Origin of the sequence: Synechococcus sp. YX-04-1 (genome assembly GCF_030546365.1) — a bacterium.
Taxonomy (GTDB): domain Bacteria; phylum Cyanobacteriota; class Cyanobacteriia; order PCC-6307; family Cyanobiaceae; genus Parasynechococcus.
Genome location: NZ_JAUONZ010000005.1, coordinates 126824 through 141842, shown reverse-complemented (window position 1 = coordinate 141842; position 15019 = coordinate 126824). Strand labels below are relative to the sequence as shown.

Below are 15019 nucleotides of genomic sequence, written 5' to 3'. Positions count from 1 at the left end.
CAACCGGTGGCTTCCATGTCTCAGTCCTCACCTTCCACTCCTGTCGTGCGCGGTGCACAAGTCACCATGGAAGACGGCGGCCGCCTCAACGCCTTTGCCACCGAACCCCGCATGGAAGTGGTTGAAGCGACGCAGGGTTGGGGTTTCCACGACCGCGCCGAAAAACTGAACGGCCGCATGGCCATGCTCGGCTTCATCGCTCTGCTCGCCACCGAGTTGGCCCTGGGCGGCGAATCCTTCGTTCACGGACTGCTCGGCTTGGGCTGATTGCCTCGCGCTGGATTGGGATGGCTGGCCAGACTCCCTGAATGGCCCCTTCCCTTCCAGAGATTCATGTGTTGGGCGCTGGTCCTACCGGCGCCCTTACAGCTCTTGCCCTCGGCCTCCGTGGTCAGCGCGTGGTCCTGTTTGACCCGCTGACGGCATCGGAACTGCAATCCAGAAGCCGGGCCTACGCCATCACCCACTCCAGTCGTCGGTTGTTGACGAATCTGGGGCTCTGGCACGACCTACGCGATGCCTTGGTGCCTTTCCGTGACCTCGATTTGCGAGATGGGGCCACCAACGCCCGCGTTCTCTTCGGCCAGAACGATCTGGCATCAGCCAATCAGAACCATGACGGCATTGGCTGGATCCTCGATCACCGGCCGTTGATGAAGCTGCTGCTGGCACGGCTTGAGGCCAATGACAACGTTGCCATGTACCTGGACGAACCATGCCCTGATCCAAGCGCTGATGCCCTGATCGTGGCGGCTGATGGACCGCGCTCCCCCACGCGAGAGGCCTGGGGCATCCGTCACTGGGGCATCCGCTATCGCCAGGGGTGCCTCACCGCCAAAGTTGCCCTGCGGGGACTCCCCCACGACAGGGCCTGCGAGTTGTTTCGCCCGGAAGGCCCTCTTGCTGTTCTGCCCTTGGGGCAGGGCACGTTCCAGGTGGTGTGGAGTGCACCCTGGCAGCGTTGCCAGCAGCGCAGCACGCTGCAGCGCAGTGCGTTTCTCGATCAGTTGGCCGCTGTTCTGCCGGAGGGTATTGAACCGGATTTCCTTCTGGATCAACCCCGAGCCTTCCCACAACAATGGCTGCTGGCTCGCCGCATGCATCGCGGACGGGGCGTGCTGATTGGCGAAGCGGGCCACCGCTGCCATCCCGTGGGAGGCCAGGGGCTCAATCTCTGCTGGCGTGATGTGGAAGGCTTGCTGCGCGCCGTGGAGCAGGGCGGCAGCGCCGCAACAATTGCTCGGCGCTACGGGATGAGCCGCTGGCTGGATGTGCTCCAGGTAGGTGTGGCGACGGATCTTCTGGTGCGGGTGTTCTCCAACCGCCAACCGCTGTTGCTTCCCCTGCGGCACTTGGCCCTGCTGCTGCTGAAACAGTTCTCTGTGCTGCGCCAACTCAGCTTGCGGGCCATGAGTGACGGCCCCATGCAGCTCTGGCGGGCCTTGCCAAACTGAGCCAAGCGCGGGTCGCAACCATGGTGATGTCCAGCCAGCGGCAACCCCCAGCAACAGACGCCTTGCTGCAATTCCTTCAACGCCGATTGGGGTTGAGTCCAAGCGCCCTGGAGCTAGGGCAACGCCAGGCGGAGCTGGAACAAGCCCCCCTCCCGATTGTGCTGTGGAGCTTCGGGTTGTTGAGTTTGCAGCAGTTGGAAGACGTCTTCGACTGGCAGAACAGTCAGCCGTAGCGCAACAACGCTTCCACGGGTTGACCCGCAGGTAACGCCTGACGGCCTCCCAGCCCCTCCAGCTCGATCACAAAGGCAAAACCCACCAAGCAACCACCGGCCTGCTCCACTAGTTGTCCAGTCGCTGCTGCTGTTCCACCGGTGGCCAGCAAATCGTCCACCACCAGGACACGGGGTGAATTCTCAAAGGCATCGGCTTGAATCTCGAGCCGATCGGTGCCGTACTCCAGGGCGTAGTCGAGACCGACCACCTCACCGGGCAGCTTTCCAGGCTTCCGCACAGGCACGAAGCCAAGCCGTCGGTCGCTGGCCAACGGAGCCCCAAAGATGAACCCCCGGGATTCGATCCCCACGATCAGGTCAGGCTTCACCTGGTCGCAGAACCGGCCCAGCTGGCGGATCACCTCGGCCATTGCTTCGGGCGACCGCAGGAGCGGGTTGATGTCTCGAAACAGAATTCCAGGCTTGGGAAAGTCTGGAATTGAACGAATGTGCGACTGAAGATCCAAATCCAGGTGACGCAATGGCGGTGCCCCTGGCATCATCGCAGCCATGACTGAAGCTCCAGCCCCAAGCGCACCCAGCGACGGCGCGCGTCTCAGCCGGCGGGGCGTCGAGCGCCTCGACCTATTGCTTCTGACCATTGAGGCTCTTGATCTCAATGGTGGGGAGGCGATGGTCTGGACCAGCCAGCAGATGGGCCTTCAAGCGCAATTCCCTAACCGGGTTGAACTCTGGAAGCGGCGCTGTCATAACCCCCTTCGGCGCACCACCCGGCGGGACCAGCTCGACCCAGTGGACGCTGAATCCCTGATTTGCCTGGTGTGTGCCATGGCAGATCGGCTCTATCCAATGCTCCACCAACTCCTCTCGAGCCGCGAGCCGGAACAGCTCACCCAACAGCGTTGGCAGTTGTTCCACGAGCGCCTGCGCGACCTCATCGAAGAGCGGATGAATCAACGCCGGGAAGCGGTTGTTCGCCTTCTCACGATGGAGCCGGCGGCCCCTCTGCACCGCGAACTGATCAGCACCCTGGCGTTCTGCGCAGGCCCAGGAGGAATCGATCGACTCCGCGCCACCCTGCTCGACCCCACGCCCTAGGCCGACCATGTTGAAAACGACGTACCAATACGAACAGACCGCAGCACGGCTGGTGGTGGAAGGCTTTCCCGACCTCTCCGCCGACCATTCCAATGAGGCGATCGGCATCCTGTCGTCTTGGCGGCTGCAGTTGGTCGGAGCACCGGAACTGGAAGGCACACGGGATCATCTCGAGGCTCTGATGGGAGCCGTGATGCCCTACGCCAGACATCGTTTGTCCGGTGTGCAGCGCCGTTTTGGCCAGGAGAGCGGTTTTGTGAGCATCGCGCCGGATCAGGCCAACCATCGGCTGGAACTTCGCAGCAGCAGAGAGGGCGTTGAGCCGCTGCAGCTCAAGCTCGATGACGCCGAACTGGCCGATCTGGTGCGATGCCTCGATCGCTTGCGGCTGGACAGCCGGGTCAAGCTGACCTGGACGTTCCCCGAGGACCGCCCCTTGAAGCGTCAGGAGATCGTCGATCGCGTTCCTCTACAGAAACGCCTTGGACCACCCCTTCTGGCTGGGGTCGCTCTGGCGTGCACCATCGCCACAGCATGGCTTGTTCCTCTGCCTCAGGAGACCAAGGAGTCATCGCCGGCGCCCGCCCCCGTGGACAAGCCTGAAACGCAGTCCGAACGTTGACGTGCAGGAAACACGCTTCAGAATCGCCGCATTAACGGCTCACTGATCAGCACCATGCCATGAGGAAGGCACGCCGTAGCAGCAAACTCGATCAACGACGGGTCTTCCGCCCCCGTCGTCGCTTTCCCTACGGCGCCGTCTTGCGTCAGTTCACGGTCGTCGTTCTGATGCTGGCTGCGGCAGCCGGGATCGCTGTGCTTCTTCATCAGTTGCCCCAGCAGGTCGACATCATGCTGCTGCTGAGCAAGGCCATCGATGATCTGATTGGCGGTGTTCAGCAACTGCTGGAAGCCATGCTTGGGCTCGCAGCCATCGTGCTGATCGCTGGCATCGTGCTCCTGGCCGGCATTCTCTTACTTGGTGCGCTCTGGAGGTTGATTCGCATGATCCGCCTGGTGATCTCGCCCCCCGCTCAAGGCCGGCGCTGAGGCGGAGCCAGAGAGCGCTGATGATTCCACAACTCCTCCAGCGTCACGGTTCCATCCCGATCACCATCCAAAACATTGAAGTTGCGACTGATCCAGGGGATGCGCTGGGCTTCCTCTGAATCCAAGCGAAGATTCCGGTCGCGGTCGGCCTGGCGGAAATGGCGCTTCAGGCGAGGGCCAGTGGGCGATGAATCCTGAAGACGTAGGTCCTTCAAGAGGAGATATGAGCGATTGTTCTGGCGTTTGAGCACACGGCTCAAGGCACGTCGACCCTGCACTTCCGAGGCATCCAATCGACCGTCTCTGTTGACGTCCAAGCGGATGAACAGGGTTTCCATCCTGGTGCTGTAGACGCGCATGGTCTTGTCGCCCGGGGCGGCCTGCAACGCCATAGGACTCAGTGCCAATGCCAACGGGCCGAGCACACGGATGGCTTTTGGCGCAGTCATGTCACCAGCCTATGGAGCATGAGCAGCTCTGACGATGACTGATGCATGACCGCCGGCTGCTGAGCTGTGACTGGGTCCTACCGGGGAGGGACAGACGCCAGGCCACTGCATACCATCAGCCCATCCGCTGATGGCCATGGCCAAGGACACCATGATCTGGGTGGTGGACGACGACCCGGAACTGAGAAAGATGGTCGGCACCTACCTGATCGACCAGGGCTATGACGTGCGCAGCCTCTGCGATGTGAAGCAATTCGAGGCACGTCTGGAGTGCCAACGCCCGGATCTGGTGGTCCTTGACCTGATGCTGCCTGGTGATGATGGGCTGACGGCTCTGAGAAGGCTGCGGGATGCCGGAGATGATCTCCCCGTGTTGATGCTCACCGCCCGCGCGGACGGTGTGGATCGGATTATTGGCCTTGAACAGGGGGCCGATGACTACCTGGCCAAACCGTTCTTGCCCAGAGAACTCACGGCTCGAATTGAAGCCGTGCTCCGGCGGCGCAATGCGATGCCAGCGGGAACACCGGTGGAAGGTGGGGAATGCATCCGCTTTGGCGACAACCAACTGGATCTCTCCGCCCGCACCTTGCTGCAGAACAACGAGCCGGTTGTGATCACCAGCGGTGAGTTCAGCCTTCTGGCCGCCTTTGTGAGCCATCCCCATCGCCCCCTCTCGCGGGAACGTCTGATCGAACTCGCCCGAGGTCCCGGCAGCGACACCGACAGCCGCAGCATGGATGTTCAGGTGTCGCGGGTGCGCAAGCTGGTGGAACCGGATCCAACCCGCCCCCGCTACGTGCAGACGGTTTGGGGGTATGGCTACGTCTTTGTGCCGGACGGCACGCCGAGATCCCGCTGAGATGCCTCGCCAACGGGGACTGACACGCGGACTTGCTCGCTTCGGCGCATGGGGGACAGCCCTCATGGCCTGTTGGATGCTGGCTCTGCTGCTGCTGCAGGTGCTGTTCGGCAGGCAACTGGAACGGATTCAGACGCTGCAATTGGGGCGGGACCTGGCGTTGAACATCCGCCTCACCGAACTAACCCTGGAGCGTTACCCCCCTTCACTGATCAGCGAACTCACGGGCCTGGAACTCGTGGTGAGCGCACAACCAGCGGCGCCGGATCGAGAAAGCCAAGCTGCGGCCCAGCGGCGCCAAGAGCTGCGGCAGGTGCTCTGCTCTCGCCTCACGCACTGCCGTGAGCTCCGGCCTGCCCCGAGCAGGGCTGGCACGCCGGAGGCATGGATTGAACTGTTCTCTCCGCTGGAACCAGTCTGGCTGCGCACACCCCTGCCCATGTCGCGCGCCTGGCCGCCTCCACCAACACTGCTGCTGCTGGCCCTGGTGGGCGCGACGGTGATGACCGGGGTGCTCTATCTGCTCCTCGATGTTGCCCGTCCTCTTCGAAAGCTTGAGGACGCTGTTTCTCGAGTGGGAGAAGACATCAACCGCGAACCTGTCCCCGAACAAGGATCCGCTGAAGTACGGCGGATCTCCCGACGCTTCAACGCAATGGTGCACCGCCTGGCTGAAGGGGAAAAAGAGCGCGCCACGATGCTGGCCGGCATCGCCCACGATCTACGTGCACCTCTCACGCGGCTGCAGTTTCGGTTGTCGATGCCGGAGCTCAATTCCGAGGAGCGGACGCGTTGCCACAGCGATCTGGAGGCCCTAGAGCGCATTACAGGTCAGTTTCTGCTGTACGCCGGAGGCGGTGAACGGGAGGAAAGCGTTGAATGTCCACTGGATCAGTGGCTTGCTGAAACCGTGGCGGGCCAACCGAGGGACCAGATTCAGCTCGAGCTCAGTCCGATCAGCTTGCCGATTCGGCCGGTCGCCCTGGGCCGCGCCGTGAGCAACCTGATCGACAACGCTTTCAGCCATGGCACCGCACCGGTTGTCGTTCGGCTGCGCAGGCGGGGAGCGGAGGTTGCCATTGAAGTGTGGGACCAGGGGCAGGGAATGCCCGCCAATGCCTGGGAACGAGCCCTGCAACCCTTTCAACGCCTGGATTCAGCGCGAGGGAGTCAAGGCCATTGCGGCCTCGGGCTGGCCATCGTGAACCATGTGGTCCGCACCCACGCTGGACGACTGAGTATTCGGCAGGGCAATGGCGATCCAGGCCGGTTTGCCGTGATCATCACCCTGCCGGTGAAGGAGACGAAAATGCCAGACATTCCGTAAAAAACCGGACTGGATCATCCCGGAAGATTGCATTGCTGGCAGAACTGAACTGGCGATCCACCTGAAGCATGAGCCAGCCCAGCGACCCTGACATGACAGCCGTCCTGGATGCCATCGATCACTACAGCGATGGCGATGTCGACCAGCCGCAGGAAATCATGGTGGAGCTGCAGGAGGGTTGTTCAAACAAGCACAAACCGCTGAACAAAAAGGTCTACGAAAAAGAGCTGGCCAAACTCCAGACGGAACTGGTGAAGATGCAGTACTGGGTGAAAGCCACCGGCTTTCGCATGATCATCCTGTTTGAAGGGCGGGACGCCGCAGGCAAGGGAGGATCGATCAAACGGCTGACGGAGCCCTTGAACCCCAGGGGATGCCGGGTGGTGGCCCTAGGCACACCTTCAGAGCATCAAAAAAGCCAATGGTATTTCCAGCGCTATGTGGAGCATTTCCCCAGTGCCGGAGAAATCGTTATCTTCGACCGGAGCTGGTACAACCGGGCCGGCGTGGAGAGGGTGATGGGCTTCGCGACACGCGAACAAGTGGAGCAGTTTTATGTGTCGTGCCCACAGTTTGAGCAAATGCTGGTGCAGGACGGAATCCTGCTACTCAAATACTGGTTCTCCATCAACGATGACGAACAGGAGAAACGCTTTCAGGAACGCATTGATAACGAAGAGCGTCGCTGGAAGATGAGTCCGATGGACATCGAATCACGCAATCGCTGGGTGGAGTACTCGAAAGCGAAGGACATCATGTTTTCCAAGACGCATATTCCGGAAGCCCCATGGTTCACCGTGGAGGCCAATGACAAGCGCCGCGCCCGCTTGAATTGCCTGCGCCACATCCTCAGCAAGGTGCCCTATGAAGACATGACACCTCCGCCCATCAAGATGCCGAAGCGTCCAAAGCAAGGCAGCTACAAACGACCTCCCTTCAACGAACAATTCTTTGTTCCCAACAACTATCCATACAAGAACTAAACAGAGGAGCTCAATGGAATGGGAGCAGGCCAAGAAGCACGTCAATAAAACCAAGCTCCACTCGCAAAGATCGTTTTAGAGATTCCAACCAACCCATCGATCTGCTGCCCTCAGACAGACTGATGAGTTTCGCCTAAGCCAAAGCCATCGAAATCCGTTTCATCCAACTCAATACACAAACCAGCAAAACAAATAGACGAGCAGCGACAAGCCAAACACCAACATTCCGACCGATGTTTTAATCCTCATCCACTTTTTGTCCCACTTGTAGGGAGCCATCACCACGATCGTAAAAAATGTCAAAGCGGCATACACAACTAAAGTGTGCTTGGGATGCTCTTTGGCAACCAACATGCTGATGCCATGCCAAAAGAAGGTCAGCATCGAGGCATAGGATGAAATCGCTCCAAGGTTGTAAAGCAACTCTTTGCGCTTTTGGAGTTGCCCACTAATCCATTCTTGAAGGCGCATCAGGGACATCGAAGGGACGAGAACTTCAACTTAGCGATTGGATCTTTTAACTCACATTGCAAGGAATCCCCTCACCACATCGAGTGTCATGTGCAGCGGGCTTGAGCCCAGACAGCAGCACGCTTTAAGGTGACCAACCATCAAGTCCCCCAGGTTTTGCTCGCTTCCTGGCAAGTCCTAATGCGGTGTATCGCCAGCGCACTGTTCCTGGTGGCCCATGGCCTGCTGGTGCTGGAGCACATCACCATTGGGACGGCACTCCATGGGATTGCGGAGTTGTTCCTTGCCCCTTGGGCTCTGCGCCACAAAGCCTGGGACATCATCGTGATCGGACTGATTTTCTGCGTCTTCGACCTGTGGGGAACGCTGCGCTTGACCGGCGCCCTGGTCTAAGAGCCCCTCAGCCACTGAGCTGCTGGGACCAAAAACCAAAGAGCTGCCAAGACGACCAGAGGAACATCCCAAGGAACACCCAGTTCAGCCAAGCGGGACGTCGGTCGTTTTCAAACATCTCTCAAGACAGCGAGAAGGCGACACCTGACCTTATCGGTGCCGCCAGTCAATGACCATGGAGCAGGAGTTGAAGCAGCAACAGCGCTCCCATCCCGCCACAGCCCGCCAGCAGCCAGGGCAATCGAGCCTGCCGGGGATCGGGCAATTCTTCGCGAAACACCCCCATCAAAAGGCCTCCACCTAAGAAGGCCGAAGCCGTTGCCAACGTGAACTCATTGACCACACCAAAGACCGAGGCATGAAGAAGACCCAGAACGAGCACAGCACTGCCAAGCAAACTGGCACGACGACGGAACCGCGGTGGGTGGTGCATCGCGGCATGACGGTCCATCAACAACACGTGAGTACTGATGGCAACCGTGAACAAAACGACATAACCCACTCCTTCTGATTTGAACAGTGTCGGCAGGGAATAGGCGTAGATGTAATTGAGAGACGCGTAGTTAAAAAGATCAAGCCAAGCCGCATAGGCCGGTGCGACCTCTTTTTGCTTCGTCAGCACATTCAGGCTGAAGACCGCCAGCACACCCCCAAACGCGGCCAGAAACAGCCAGGACTCCACCACAGCTGTCGGCACGTGACTCATCAAACCCTGGGCTTCCGAGAGTTCAGATCCCCCAGCCGCCAACTCCGGCAGCAAATGAAGGAACACGTAAGCCAAGCTGGCGCCTCCTCCAATGGAAGCCAAACGGTGCTGCTGCTGCTCTGGAAATGATGCGAGCCAGCCTGCCAACCAATGACAACCGCTAATCGCCAGGACACACAGTGATGGAACCAGCCAGATCATTTACGGCCAATCAGATGATCAAATTCTGATGAGGTTCAGCGGAAACGTCATGTGGTCTGACTGGGGCAGATCAGCGGGCCCAAGCGTTCGCGATTCGCATCAGAACACCGACATCCACAACCGGCATCCTGATCGTGGTGGTGGCCAATGGCGCCGGCGCCCACAGCCAGCAGTCGCTTGGCACCGTGATCTTCGGAGGCCTGGTGGTGGCCACTGTGCTGTCGCTTGGGGTCGTTCCCCCGGTGTACGTGCTGGTGAAAAACTTCGAACAGCCTCTGTTTAAACCGATCAACTGACCTGATTCGTCATTGATGCCGCGGCCGAAGCATCACTTCGCCGAGGAACTCCAATCGGCCGAACGAAACGACACGTTGGCACCACCACTGCGTTTCAAGTCGTGCATGCCCTCCAACTGGTTGTAGACCGACAGCAGCTGCCGGCGCATGTGATCGGTATGCGGCAGATCAGCGATCAAACGCAGCACATCCTCTAAGGATCGCTTGGCATCGATGACCAAACGACAATCGGGGCTGCCAGGCTCATCACGCATAAATCAGAAGCGAATACCTCTATTCAGCAGAAAATCGCTGCTTGCGGGTGTCTGAATCCCTACCAATACAGCGATATTCAGCAGAAATTCAGGGTTTGATCCCAACTGGCTTAACGCTCATTCATCCCGCGGCGTTTCGCACCGCTGGCAGCCTGAGGCTGCTGAGCCACGACAACAGCACCAGCAAGGATGAAGCCCAGAGACAAGCCTGCATGCCTGCGGCTTCGGTTCTGCCAAGCATGAACACCGCTCCCGAGAGCAACGTGCCCACGAGTCGCCCGGCAGCATTGGCCATGTAATAGAAGCCCACATTGAGGCTGACGCTCTCCGCATCGGTGTACGCCAGCACCATGTAGGAGTGGATCGACGAATTCATCGCGAACACCACCCCGAAGGCGGCAAGGCCTGCGGTGATAGCAACCGCCACATCAACCTGGCGCCACAGCGCCACAGCAATCAGGGCCGGTATCGCCGTCAACAACGCACTCCAGAACTGCACAGCAGACACCCCCGGGGATGTGGTCTGCCCCCAGAGCCGTCTCAGGCCAGGCGCTGATCCCTGGACGATGCCGTAGCCAATCACCCAGAGACCGAGGAAGCCACCGATCTCCCAGAAACTCCAGCCCAGGGAGGTCTCGAGAAACACCGGCAAGGCCACCACGAACCAGACATCCCGGGCACCAAACAAGAAGAAGCGCGCCAGAGACAGCACGTTGATGCCCTGGGATTTGGAGAACAGGGAAGAGAAGGCCGGCTTGGACTTCATCTTTCCGATCTCCCCGGGCAGCACCAGCGTGAGTAGGAAGGCGAAGGCGAGGCCTGCCGCCATCCAGCCCACAGCGGCATTGAAGCCAAAGGCAGTCAGCAGCACCCCACCGAGGAAGAAGCCGACACCCTTGAGGGCGTTCTTGGACCCCGTGAGGATCGCCACCCACTTGAAAAGCTGCTGTTGCCCCTGCTGCTGATCATTCGGAGTTTCCGGTACCACCGTCTTGATGGCACTCTTGGCGCTCATCTTGTTGAGGTCTTTGGCGATGCCGCTGATGGCCTGAGCGACCATCACGTAGATCACGCTCAACAGTTTCGGCCAGCTGGCGGCGACGGGCATCAGCATCAGCAGCGCAAAAATCTGCAGCAGCGTGCCCACCCAGAGGGTGAGCCGAAGCCCATAGCGGGCACCGATCCAACCGCCATAGAGGTTGGTGAGCACCCCGAAAAACTCATAAAAGAGGAACAGGAACGCGATCTCGAGGGTGGTGTAGCCGAGCTGATGAAAATGGAACACCACCAACATCCGCAGGGCCCCATCGGTGAGCGTGAAGGCCCAGTAATTGGCGGTGACGATGCCGTACTGCTGCAGGGGGGAAAGCTTCATGCGTCCAGCCCAACCACGTGACAGGTGAGGTCGGCCATGCGGCAGCTGTAACCCCATTCGTTGTCGTACCAGGCAAACACCTTCAGCTGGTTGCCATCCACCACCATCGTCGAAAGGGCATCGACAATCGAGCTGCGGTTGTCGTTGGTGTAGTCGCAGGACACCAAAGGGCGTTCCTCGTAACCCAGGATTCCCTGCAGCGGCCCTTCAGCAGCGGCTTTGAAGGCAGCATTCACCTGCTCCACCGTGACGCTCTGCTTGAGCTCGAACACCGCATCGGTGAGCGATCCATTCAGCAGAGGCACGCGAACAGCATGACCATTGAGCTTGCCCTTCAGCTCGGGAAAGATCATTGCAATCGCCTTGGCAGAGCCGGTGGTGGTGGGGATCAATGAGGTGAGCCCGGAGCGCGCCCTACGCAGATCGCTTTTGAAGGAATCGATCGGCACCTGGGTGTTGGTGATGTCGTGAATGGTGGTGATCAGGCCGTGCTCGATGCCGAAGCTCTCGTGAACCACCTTCACCACCGGAGCCAGGCAATTGGTTGTGCAGGAGGCAGCCGTCACCAACTTGTGCCGCGCCGGTTCATAAAGGTGATGATTGATGCCGTAGACGATGTTGAGTGCTTCCTCACCGGCGACGACACCCTTCACGGGACAGGCCACCACCACACGCTTCAAACCAACCTGCTCGAAATAGGGGTTGAGGGTCTCCGGCGTTTTGATCTTGCCGCTGGCCTCGAGCACCATCTCCACACCCCGATCGATCCAGGGAACGGCGGTGGGGTCTTTTTCGCTGGACCAGGTGAGTGCGGATCCCTCCACACTGAATCCATCAGGGCTGCTGGTGATGCCTCGATCCCAGCGACCATGAACAGAATCGAACTCCAGCAGGTGGGCCGCCGTTGCTGCATCGCCAGCGGGATCATTGACGTGCACCAATTCGATGCCAGGCCGGCCCCAGAGGGCCCGGAACACCAGGCGACCAATCCGCCCAAAGCCATTGATACCAATCCGCATGCCAGCCTCTTTGATCAATCAAATTATGTTGATCCAAACAGAGCGGGGGACACTGCTCTTGTGATCCAGAACACCCTCAATGTTGAGCAGTCGAGACAGCTGCTCAAAGCACTGGCCGACCCGATCCGCCTCGACGTGATCCATGCACTGGCGCAAGGCGAACGATGCGTCTGCGACCTCACCGGTGTTCTCAACCTCTCCCAGTCAAAGCTCTCGTTTCATCTCAGGGTGCTTCGAGAGGCGGGGCTGCTGACAGACCGACAAAGCGGCCGCTGGATCTACTACCGCCTGCAACCGGATGCCCTGGCAGCACTGGAAGCCTGGCTGGCTGAACTGCGCCGCAACTGCAGCCAAAGCGCCGCCCCCTGCCCGAGTTAACGATGGACCAACGGCTTTTTTTCCCAGCCACGGAACGCAATCGCGGCCCCATCGGAGATCTGCTGCACCAGCTGTTGCCTGCCTCAGGGGCCGTGCTGGAACTGGCCAGCGGCAGTGGTGAGCACGCCGTCTGTTTTCAGCAGCGCTTCCCCAATCTGCGCTGGCAGGCCAGCGATCCGGATCGAGACCATCGCGCCAGCATCAACGCCTGGATCCAGCACCAGGGTCTGAGCCAGGTGATGCCAGCAGCCCTCAACATCGATGTTGAGAAACGCCCCTGGCCCCTTCCCCAGACCGTCCGAGGGGCACTGAACGCTGTGGTTTGTATCAACCTGCTGCACATCAGTCCAGCCAGCTGCACGGATGCCGTGCTCGAGGAATCCGCCCTGTTGCTGCCCAGCGGAGCCCCCTTGATCATTTACGGCCCGTTCATGCGCAATGGTGCTCACACGAGTGCAAGCAATGCCGCCTTCGACCAATCCCTGAGGGAACGCAACCATCAGTGGGGGTTGAGGGAGCTGAATCAAGTGACAGCCATCGCCGCCAAAGCAGGCTTCAAAACTGAAAACGTGCTCTCCATGCCCGCCAACAATCTGAGTCTCATTTTTCAGCGCGCTTGAGCCCGATCTTGTTGCCAGCTTCAGCACGGCCGTCGACAATCACGGACATCTCCTGTGTGCGCGATGGATCTGACTGGTTTTTTAACAACGCTGCTGATCGGTTCAGCCATCACCCTGACCCTGGCCTTCCTGTGTAGGACGGTTTTTCCTCGGTTTACGAAGCGGACCACATCAGACTTCGACGACGTTGTGCTCAAGACCTTCGCCGCCTCGGTGGTGCCTTTCGGTTTGGTGGTCACCCTGATCCTCGCGCAGGATGATTTGGGCTTGCCCAACAACATTGAAAGGGCCTACGACACATCGCTGCGCATTGTTGGCACGATCATTCTGATTCGGTTGGTTAACCGGATTGGATCGCGATTTCTTTTCGGATTGGTGCGACGCGCAGGCGCGGATGATCTTCAACAACTCCTCCAAAGCCTGCTCCCACTGCTGAGAACCGTGGTGTGGGCCATCGGCACTTTGGTGCTGCTGCAGAGCTTGGGCGTGAAGATGACGGTGATCTGGGGTTTGCTCAGTGCCGGCGGAATCGGCATCGGCTTGGCCCTTAAAGAACCGGCCCAGGAATTGTTCGCCTACCTGATGATTCTTCTGGACAAGCCTTTCACCGTTGGGCAATTCATCACGGTGGGATCCACCTCAGCAACGGTGGAACGCATTGGTGTTCGCTCCACCCATCTGCGCAGCCTGCGCGGCGAACAAGTGGTGATGAGCAACTCGACCCTTACCGGCTCCACCATCCTCAACTTCGCCGAAATGGCGCAACGCCGGATGATCTATTCCATTGGCGTCACCTACAGCACATCCGTCGAGCAGATGCAGTCGATCCCGACGATGGTTCAAGCCATCATCGATGCTCAGGAGCACAGCACCTTCAACCGCTGCCACTTCACCGAATTCGCTGATTCAAGCTTGAATTTTGAACTGGTTTATTACATCGACACCCGCGATTTCACCGTCGCTCTGAACGAACAGCAAGCGATCAACCTCGGCATCATGGAGGCCTTCGCCCAAGAAGGCATCGACTTTGCCTTCCCAAGCAGGACGCTCTACCTGGAGGGAGATTCACTCACTGGCAAAGCCTCCTGAGCCGTCGGCACAGCAGAACGCCAGACGATGCCACCGATCAGCAGGGCCAAGGCCGCCACAGCAGCAGCTAGGGGAATCAAGCGGCGCTGATCCGGACTGGGTCCAACGGCGATCTGGCCCGAGATGTTGTCGCGTCGTGACGCCAGAAATGTCCCCTGCCGGCATCGGGTGCACACCGTGTTGGTGATGCCGGCACTTTTCAACTTGAAGCCGTAACGCCCAGGTATCTCAACGGGTGTTCCGCAGCTGGAACAAGTGAGAGAAAAAACTGTCATGGGGAATCTGCCCTCACTTCAGATTTATCACCCCGGTTTCACTCCAGCGGGATGACGCCCGTGGCACACACAGAACCCCAGCAGAGGCTGTGATCCACCGTCCAGAAGGGCTGCACTTCAAGCCAGTCCTCAGCCTGACCAAGCCGCATCATCATCTGACCGCTGCCGTCATGGACAAATTCGACGCGCTGCTGATTCCAGGTCAACACCCAGCGCTCTCCAGGGCTGGAGGCGACCATCCGACAGGGACTCCAGGCCTGCTGATCGATCCGGCAACGCATTGAGGCCGCTTCTACCGAGGTTCCACCTACTGAGCTGCCAATCAGCAGCAGAGCAGCGGTCCAGAGCTGAATGCGAAACACAGACAACGACTCGGCAACACGCTGGAGAAAGGCCTCCTTTTCACCATGGAGCCCGGCGATGGTCATGCCGTTGAGGCGCACCGGATCTCTTCAGGGTTTGGTGTCTGTCAGGATTTGATCA

At 59.5% G+C, this 15019-nt stretch carries 22 protein-coding genes and 1 pseudogene; 14 read left to right on the top strand and 9 right to left on the bottom strand.

Annotated features, from left to right (window positions below; genetic code table 11):
* The first annotated feature begins 15 nt into the window (after positions 1-15).
* From Q3Y53_RS10225 to Q3Y53_RS10215, 3 genes are read left to right on the top strand one after another with little or no spacing between them, the layout of a single operon-like run.
* Positions 16-267: a high light inducible protein gene (locus tag Q3Y53_RS10225; RefSeq protein WP_186493572.1), complete on the top strand. Its 252-nt coding sequence runs from the start codon at positions 16-18 to the stop codon at positions 265-267.
* A gap of 41 nt (positions 268-308) precedes the next feature.
* Positions 309-1454 carry an FAD-dependent monooxygenase gene (locus Q3Y53_RS10220; RefSeq protein WP_303535582.1) on the top strand — a complete coding sequence of 382 codons (1146 nt, stop codon included), beginning with the start codon at positions 309-311 and terminating at the stop codon, positions 1452-1454.
* A 20-nt stretch (positions 1455-1474) separates the two neighbouring features.
* Positions 1475-1687, top strand: coding sequence for a DUF2949 domain-containing protein (locus Q3Y53_RS10215; protein ID WP_115010222.1), 213 nt, complete (start codon positions 1475-1477; stop codon positions 1685-1687).
* Here the strand turns inward: Q3Y53_RS10215 and Q3Y53_RS10210 are convergent.
* Positions 1678-2241, bottom strand: coding sequence for an adenine phosphoribosyltransferase (locus Q3Y53_RS10210; protein WP_303535578.1), 564 nt, complete (start codon positions 2239-2241; stop codon positions 1678-1680). The genes Q3Y53_RS10215 and Q3Y53_RS10210 overlap by 10 nt on opposite strands.
* Between Q3Y53_RS10210 and Q3Y53_RS10205 the strand changes: the two genes are divergently transcribed.
* From Q3Y53_RS10205 to Q3Y53_RS10195, 3 genes are read left to right on the top strand one after another with little or no spacing between them, the layout of a single operon-like run.
* Positions 2240-2788, top strand: coding sequence for a DUF3038 domain-containing protein (locus Q3Y53_RS10205; protein ID WP_303535575.1), 549 nt, complete (start codon positions 2240-2242; stop codon positions 2786-2788). The two genes, Q3Y53_RS10210 and Q3Y53_RS10205, sit on opposite strands and share 2 nt — an antisense overlap.
* Positions 2789-2795: 7 nt before the next feature.
* Positions 2796-3410, top strand: coding sequence for a DUF4335 domain-containing protein (locus Q3Y53_RS10200; protein ID WP_303535573.1), 615 nt, complete (start codon positions 2796-2798; stop codon positions 3408-3410).
* Positions 3411-3469: 59 nt separating this feature from the next.
* Entirely contained in the window at positions 3470-3838 is a 369-nt protein-coding gene (locus Q3Y53_RS10195) for a hypothetical protein (RefSeq protein ID WP_226424285.1), read from the top strand.
* Here the strand turns inward: Q3Y53_RS10195 and Q3Y53_RS10190 are convergent.
* Positions 3823-4287 carry an EF-hand domain-containing protein gene (locus Q3Y53_RS10190; RefSeq protein WP_226424286.1) on the bottom strand — a complete coding sequence of 155 codons (465 nt, stop codon included), beginning with the start codon at positions 4285-4287 and terminating at the stop codon, positions 3823-3825. The two genes, Q3Y53_RS10195 and Q3Y53_RS10190, sit on opposite strands and share 16 nt — an antisense overlap.
* Positions 4288-4423: 136 nt before the next feature.
* Between Q3Y53_RS10190 and Q3Y53_RS10185 the strand changes: the two genes are divergently transcribed.
* The 3 genes from Q3Y53_RS10185 (at position 4424) to ppk2 (ending at position 7459) form a co-directional block, all read left to right on the top strand.
* Positions 4424-5149: a response regulator gene (locus Q3Y53_RS10185; protein ID WP_226424287.1), complete on the top strand. Its 726-nt coding sequence runs from the start codon at positions 4424-4426 to the stop codon at positions 5147-5149.
* Entirely contained in the window at positions 5106-6476 is a 1371-nt protein-coding gene (locus Q3Y53_RS10180) for an ATP-binding protein (protein WP_303535570.1), read from the top strand. Before Q3Y53_RS10185 ends, Q3Y53_RS10180 begins: the two co-directional genes overlap by 44 nt.
* Before the next feature lie 158 nt (positions 6477-6634).
* Entirely contained in the window at positions 6635-7459 is an 825-nt protein-coding gene (ppk2, locus tag Q3Y53_RS10175; RefSeq protein ID WP_303535790.1) for a polyphosphate kinase 2, read from the top strand.
* Between the two features lie 168 nt (positions 7460-7627).
* Here the strand turns inward: ppk2 and Q3Y53_RS10170 are convergent, their stop codons facing one another.
* A complete protein-coding gene (locus Q3Y53_RS10170; protein WP_303535568.1) occupies positions 7628-7939 on the bottom strand; it encodes a hypothetical protein in 312 nt (103 codons plus the stop codon).
* A 171-nt stretch (positions 7940-8110) separates the two neighbouring features.
* On the opposite strand from Q3Y53_RS10170, the gene Q3Y53_RS10165 reads away from it, so the two are divergent.
* A complete protein-coding gene (locus tag Q3Y53_RS10165) occupies positions 8111-8323 on the top strand; it encodes a hypothetical protein (RefSeq protein WP_226424291.1) in 213 nt (70 codons plus the stop codon).
* 166 nt (positions 8324-8489) lie between these two features.
* Here the strand turns inward: Q3Y53_RS10165 and Q3Y53_RS10160 are convergent, their stop codons facing one another.
* Positions 8490-9230 carry a hypothetical protein gene (locus Q3Y53_RS10160; protein ID WP_303535566.1) on the bottom strand — a complete coding sequence of 247 codons (741 nt, stop codon included), beginning with the start codon at positions 9228-9230 and terminating at the stop codon, positions 8490-8492.
* A gap of 122 nt (positions 9231-9352) precedes the next feature.
* On the opposite strand from Q3Y53_RS10160, the pseudogene Q3Y53_RS10155 reads away from it, so the two are divergent.
* Positions 9353-9526 (top strand): annotated as a pseudogene (locus Q3Y53_RS10155) (efflux RND transporter permease subunit); the annotation flags it as partial.
* A 32-nt stretch (positions 9527-9558) separates the two neighbouring features.
* On the opposite strand, the gene Q3Y53_RS10150 reads toward Q3Y53_RS10155, so the two are convergent.
* The 3 genes from Q3Y53_RS10150 to Q3Y53_RS10140 all read right to left on the bottom strand — a co-directional run bounded on the left by Q3Y53_RS10150 (position 9559) and on the right by Q3Y53_RS10140 (position 12174).
* On the bottom strand, positions 9559-9780 hold the full coding sequence (locus Q3Y53_RS10150; RefSeq protein WP_041435027.1) for a hypothetical protein: 222 nt from the start codon (positions 9778-9780) through the stop codon (positions 9559-9561).
* 121 nt (positions 9781-9901) lie between these two features.
* Positions 9902-11155: an organoarsenical effux MFS transporter ArsJ gene (gene arsJ / locus Q3Y53_RS10145; protein WP_226424292.1), complete on the bottom strand. Its 1254-nt coding sequence runs from the start codon at positions 11153-11155 to the stop codon at positions 9902-9904.
* Positions 11152-12174 (bottom strand): ArsJ-associated glyceraldehyde-3-phosphate dehydrogenase, encoded by a 1023-nt coding sequence (locus tag Q3Y53_RS10140; RefSeq protein ID WP_226424293.1) that lies wholly within the window; start codon positions 12172-12174, stop codon positions 11152-11154. The genes arsJ and Q3Y53_RS10140 overlap by 4 nt, the downstream gene beginning before the upstream one ends.
* A gap of 60 nt (positions 12175-12234) precedes the next feature.
* On the opposite strand from Q3Y53_RS10140, the gene Q3Y53_RS10135 reads away from it, so the two are divergent.
* The 3 genes from Q3Y53_RS10135 (at position 12235) to Q3Y53_RS10125 (ending at position 14261) form a co-directional block, all read left to right on the top strand.
* Positions 12235-12552, top strand: a complete 318-nt coding sequence (locus Q3Y53_RS10135; protein ID WP_303535564.1) for a metalloregulator ArsR/SmtB family transcription factor — start codon at positions 12235-12237, stop codon at positions 12550-12552.
* A gap of 2 nt (positions 12553-12554) precedes the next feature.
* Complete coding sequence (locus tag Q3Y53_RS10130) at positions 12555-13172, top strand: DUF938 domain-containing protein (RefSeq protein ID WP_226424295.1); 618 nt, start codon at positions 12555-12557, stop codon at positions 13170-13172.
* Positions 13173-13235: 63 nt separating this feature from the next.
* On the top strand, positions 13236-14261 hold the full coding sequence (locus tag Q3Y53_RS10125; RefSeq protein ID WP_303535561.1) for a mechanosensitive ion channel family protein: 1026 nt from the start codon (positions 13236-13238) through the stop codon (positions 14259-14261).
* Here Q3Y53_RS10125 and Q3Y53_RS10120 read toward each other — a convergent pair.
* Positions 14222-14536 carry a Tat pathway signal protein gene (locus Q3Y53_RS10120; RefSeq protein WP_303535559.1) on the bottom strand — a complete coding sequence of 105 codons (315 nt, stop codon included), beginning with the start codon at positions 14534-14536 and terminating at the stop codon, positions 14222-14224. The two genes, Q3Y53_RS10125 and Q3Y53_RS10120, sit on opposite strands and share 40 nt — an antisense overlap.
* Positions 14537-14574: 38 nt before the next feature.
* Positions 14575-14964, bottom strand: coding sequence for a hypothetical protein (locus tag Q3Y53_RS10115; protein WP_303535557.1), 390 nt, complete (start codon positions 14962-14964; stop codon positions 14575-14577).
* Between the last annotated feature and the right edge of the window lie 55 nt (positions 14965-15019).

Bases quoted from the DNA above. Each gene is read 5' to 3' on its own strand.
- Q3Y53_RS10225 (WP_186493572.1), top strand. From the start codon at position 16: ATGTCTCAGTCCTCACCTTCCACTCCTGTCGTGCGCGGTGCACAAGTC.
- Q3Y53_RS10220 (WP_303535582.1), top strand. From the start codon at position 309: ATGGCCCCTTCCCTTCCAGAGATTCATGTGTTGGGCGCTGGTCCTACC.
- Q3Y53_RS10215 (WP_115010222.1), top strand. From the start codon at position 1,475: ATGGTGATGTCCAGCCAGCGGCAACCCCCAGCAACAGACGCCTTGCTG.
- Q3Y53_RS10205 (WP_303535575.1), top strand. From the start codon at position 2,240: ATGACTGAAGCTCCAGCCCCAAGCGCACCCAGCGACGGCGCGCGTCTC.
- Q3Y53_RS10210 (WP_303535578.1), bottom strand. From the start codon at position 2,241: ATGGCTGCGATGATGCCAGGGGCACCGCCATTGCGTCACCTGGATTTG.
- Q3Y53_RS10200 (WP_303535573.1), top strand. From the start codon at position 2,796: ATGTTGAAAACGACGTACCAATACGAACAGACCGCAGCACGGCTGGTG.
- Q3Y53_RS10195 (WP_226424285.1), top strand. From the start codon at position 3,470: ATGAGGAAGGCACGCCGTAGCAGCAAACTCGATCAACGACGGGTCTTC.
- Q3Y53_RS10190 (WP_226424286.1), bottom strand. From the start codon at position 4,287: ATGACTGCGCCAAAAGCCATCCGTGTGCTCGGCCCGTTGGCATTGGCA.
- Q3Y53_RS10185 (WP_226424287.1), top strand. From the start codon at position 4,424: ATGGCCAAGGACACCATGATCTGGGTGGTGGACGACGACCCGGAACTG.
- Q3Y53_RS10180 (WP_303535570.1), top strand. From the start codon at position 5,106: ATGGCTACGTCTTTGTGCCGGACGGCACGCCGAGATCCCGCTGAGATG.
- ppk2 (WP_303535790.1), top strand. From the start codon at position 6,635: ATGGTGGAGCTGCAGGAGGGTTGTTCAAACAAGCACAAACCGCTGAAC.
- Q3Y53_RS10170 (WP_303535568.1), bottom strand. From the start codon at position 7,939: ATGTCCCTGATGCGCCTTCAAGAATGGATTAGTGGGCAACTCCAAAAG.
- Q3Y53_RS10165 (WP_226424291.1), top strand. From the start codon at position 8,111: ATGCGGTGTATCGCCAGCGCACTGTTCCTGGTGGCCCATGGCCTGCTG.
- Q3Y53_RS10160 (WP_303535566.1), bottom strand. From the start codon at position 9,230: ATGATCTGGCTGGTTCCATCACTGTGTGTCCTGGCGATTAGCGGTTGT.
- Q3Y53_RS10150 (WP_041435027.1), bottom strand. From the start codon at position 9,780: ATGCGTGATGAGCCTGGCAGCCCCGATTGTCGTTTGGTCATCGATGCC.
- arsJ (WP_226424292.1), bottom strand. From the start codon at position 11,155: ATGAAGCTTTCCCCCCTGCAGCAGTACGGCATCGTCACCGCCAATTAC.
- Q3Y53_RS10140 (WP_226424293.1), bottom strand. From the start codon at position 12,174: ATGCGGATTGGTATCAATGGCTTTGGGCGGATTGGTCGCCTGGTGTTC.
- Q3Y53_RS10130 (WP_226424295.1), top strand. From the start codon at position 12,555: ATGGACCAACGGCTTTTTTTCCCAGCCACGGAACGCAATCGCGGCCCC.
- Q3Y53_RS10125 (WP_303535561.1), top strand. From the start codon at position 13,236: ATGGATCTGACTGGTTTTTTAACAACGCTGCTGATCGGTTCAGCCATC.
- Q3Y53_RS10120 (WP_303535559.1), bottom strand. From the start codon at position 14,536: ATGACAGTTTTTTCTCTCACTTGTTCCAGCTGCGGAACACCCGTTGAG.
- Q3Y53_RS10115 (WP_303535557.1), bottom strand. From the start codon at position 14,964: ATGACCATCGCCGGGCTCCATGGTGAAAAGGAGGCCTTTCTCCAGCGT.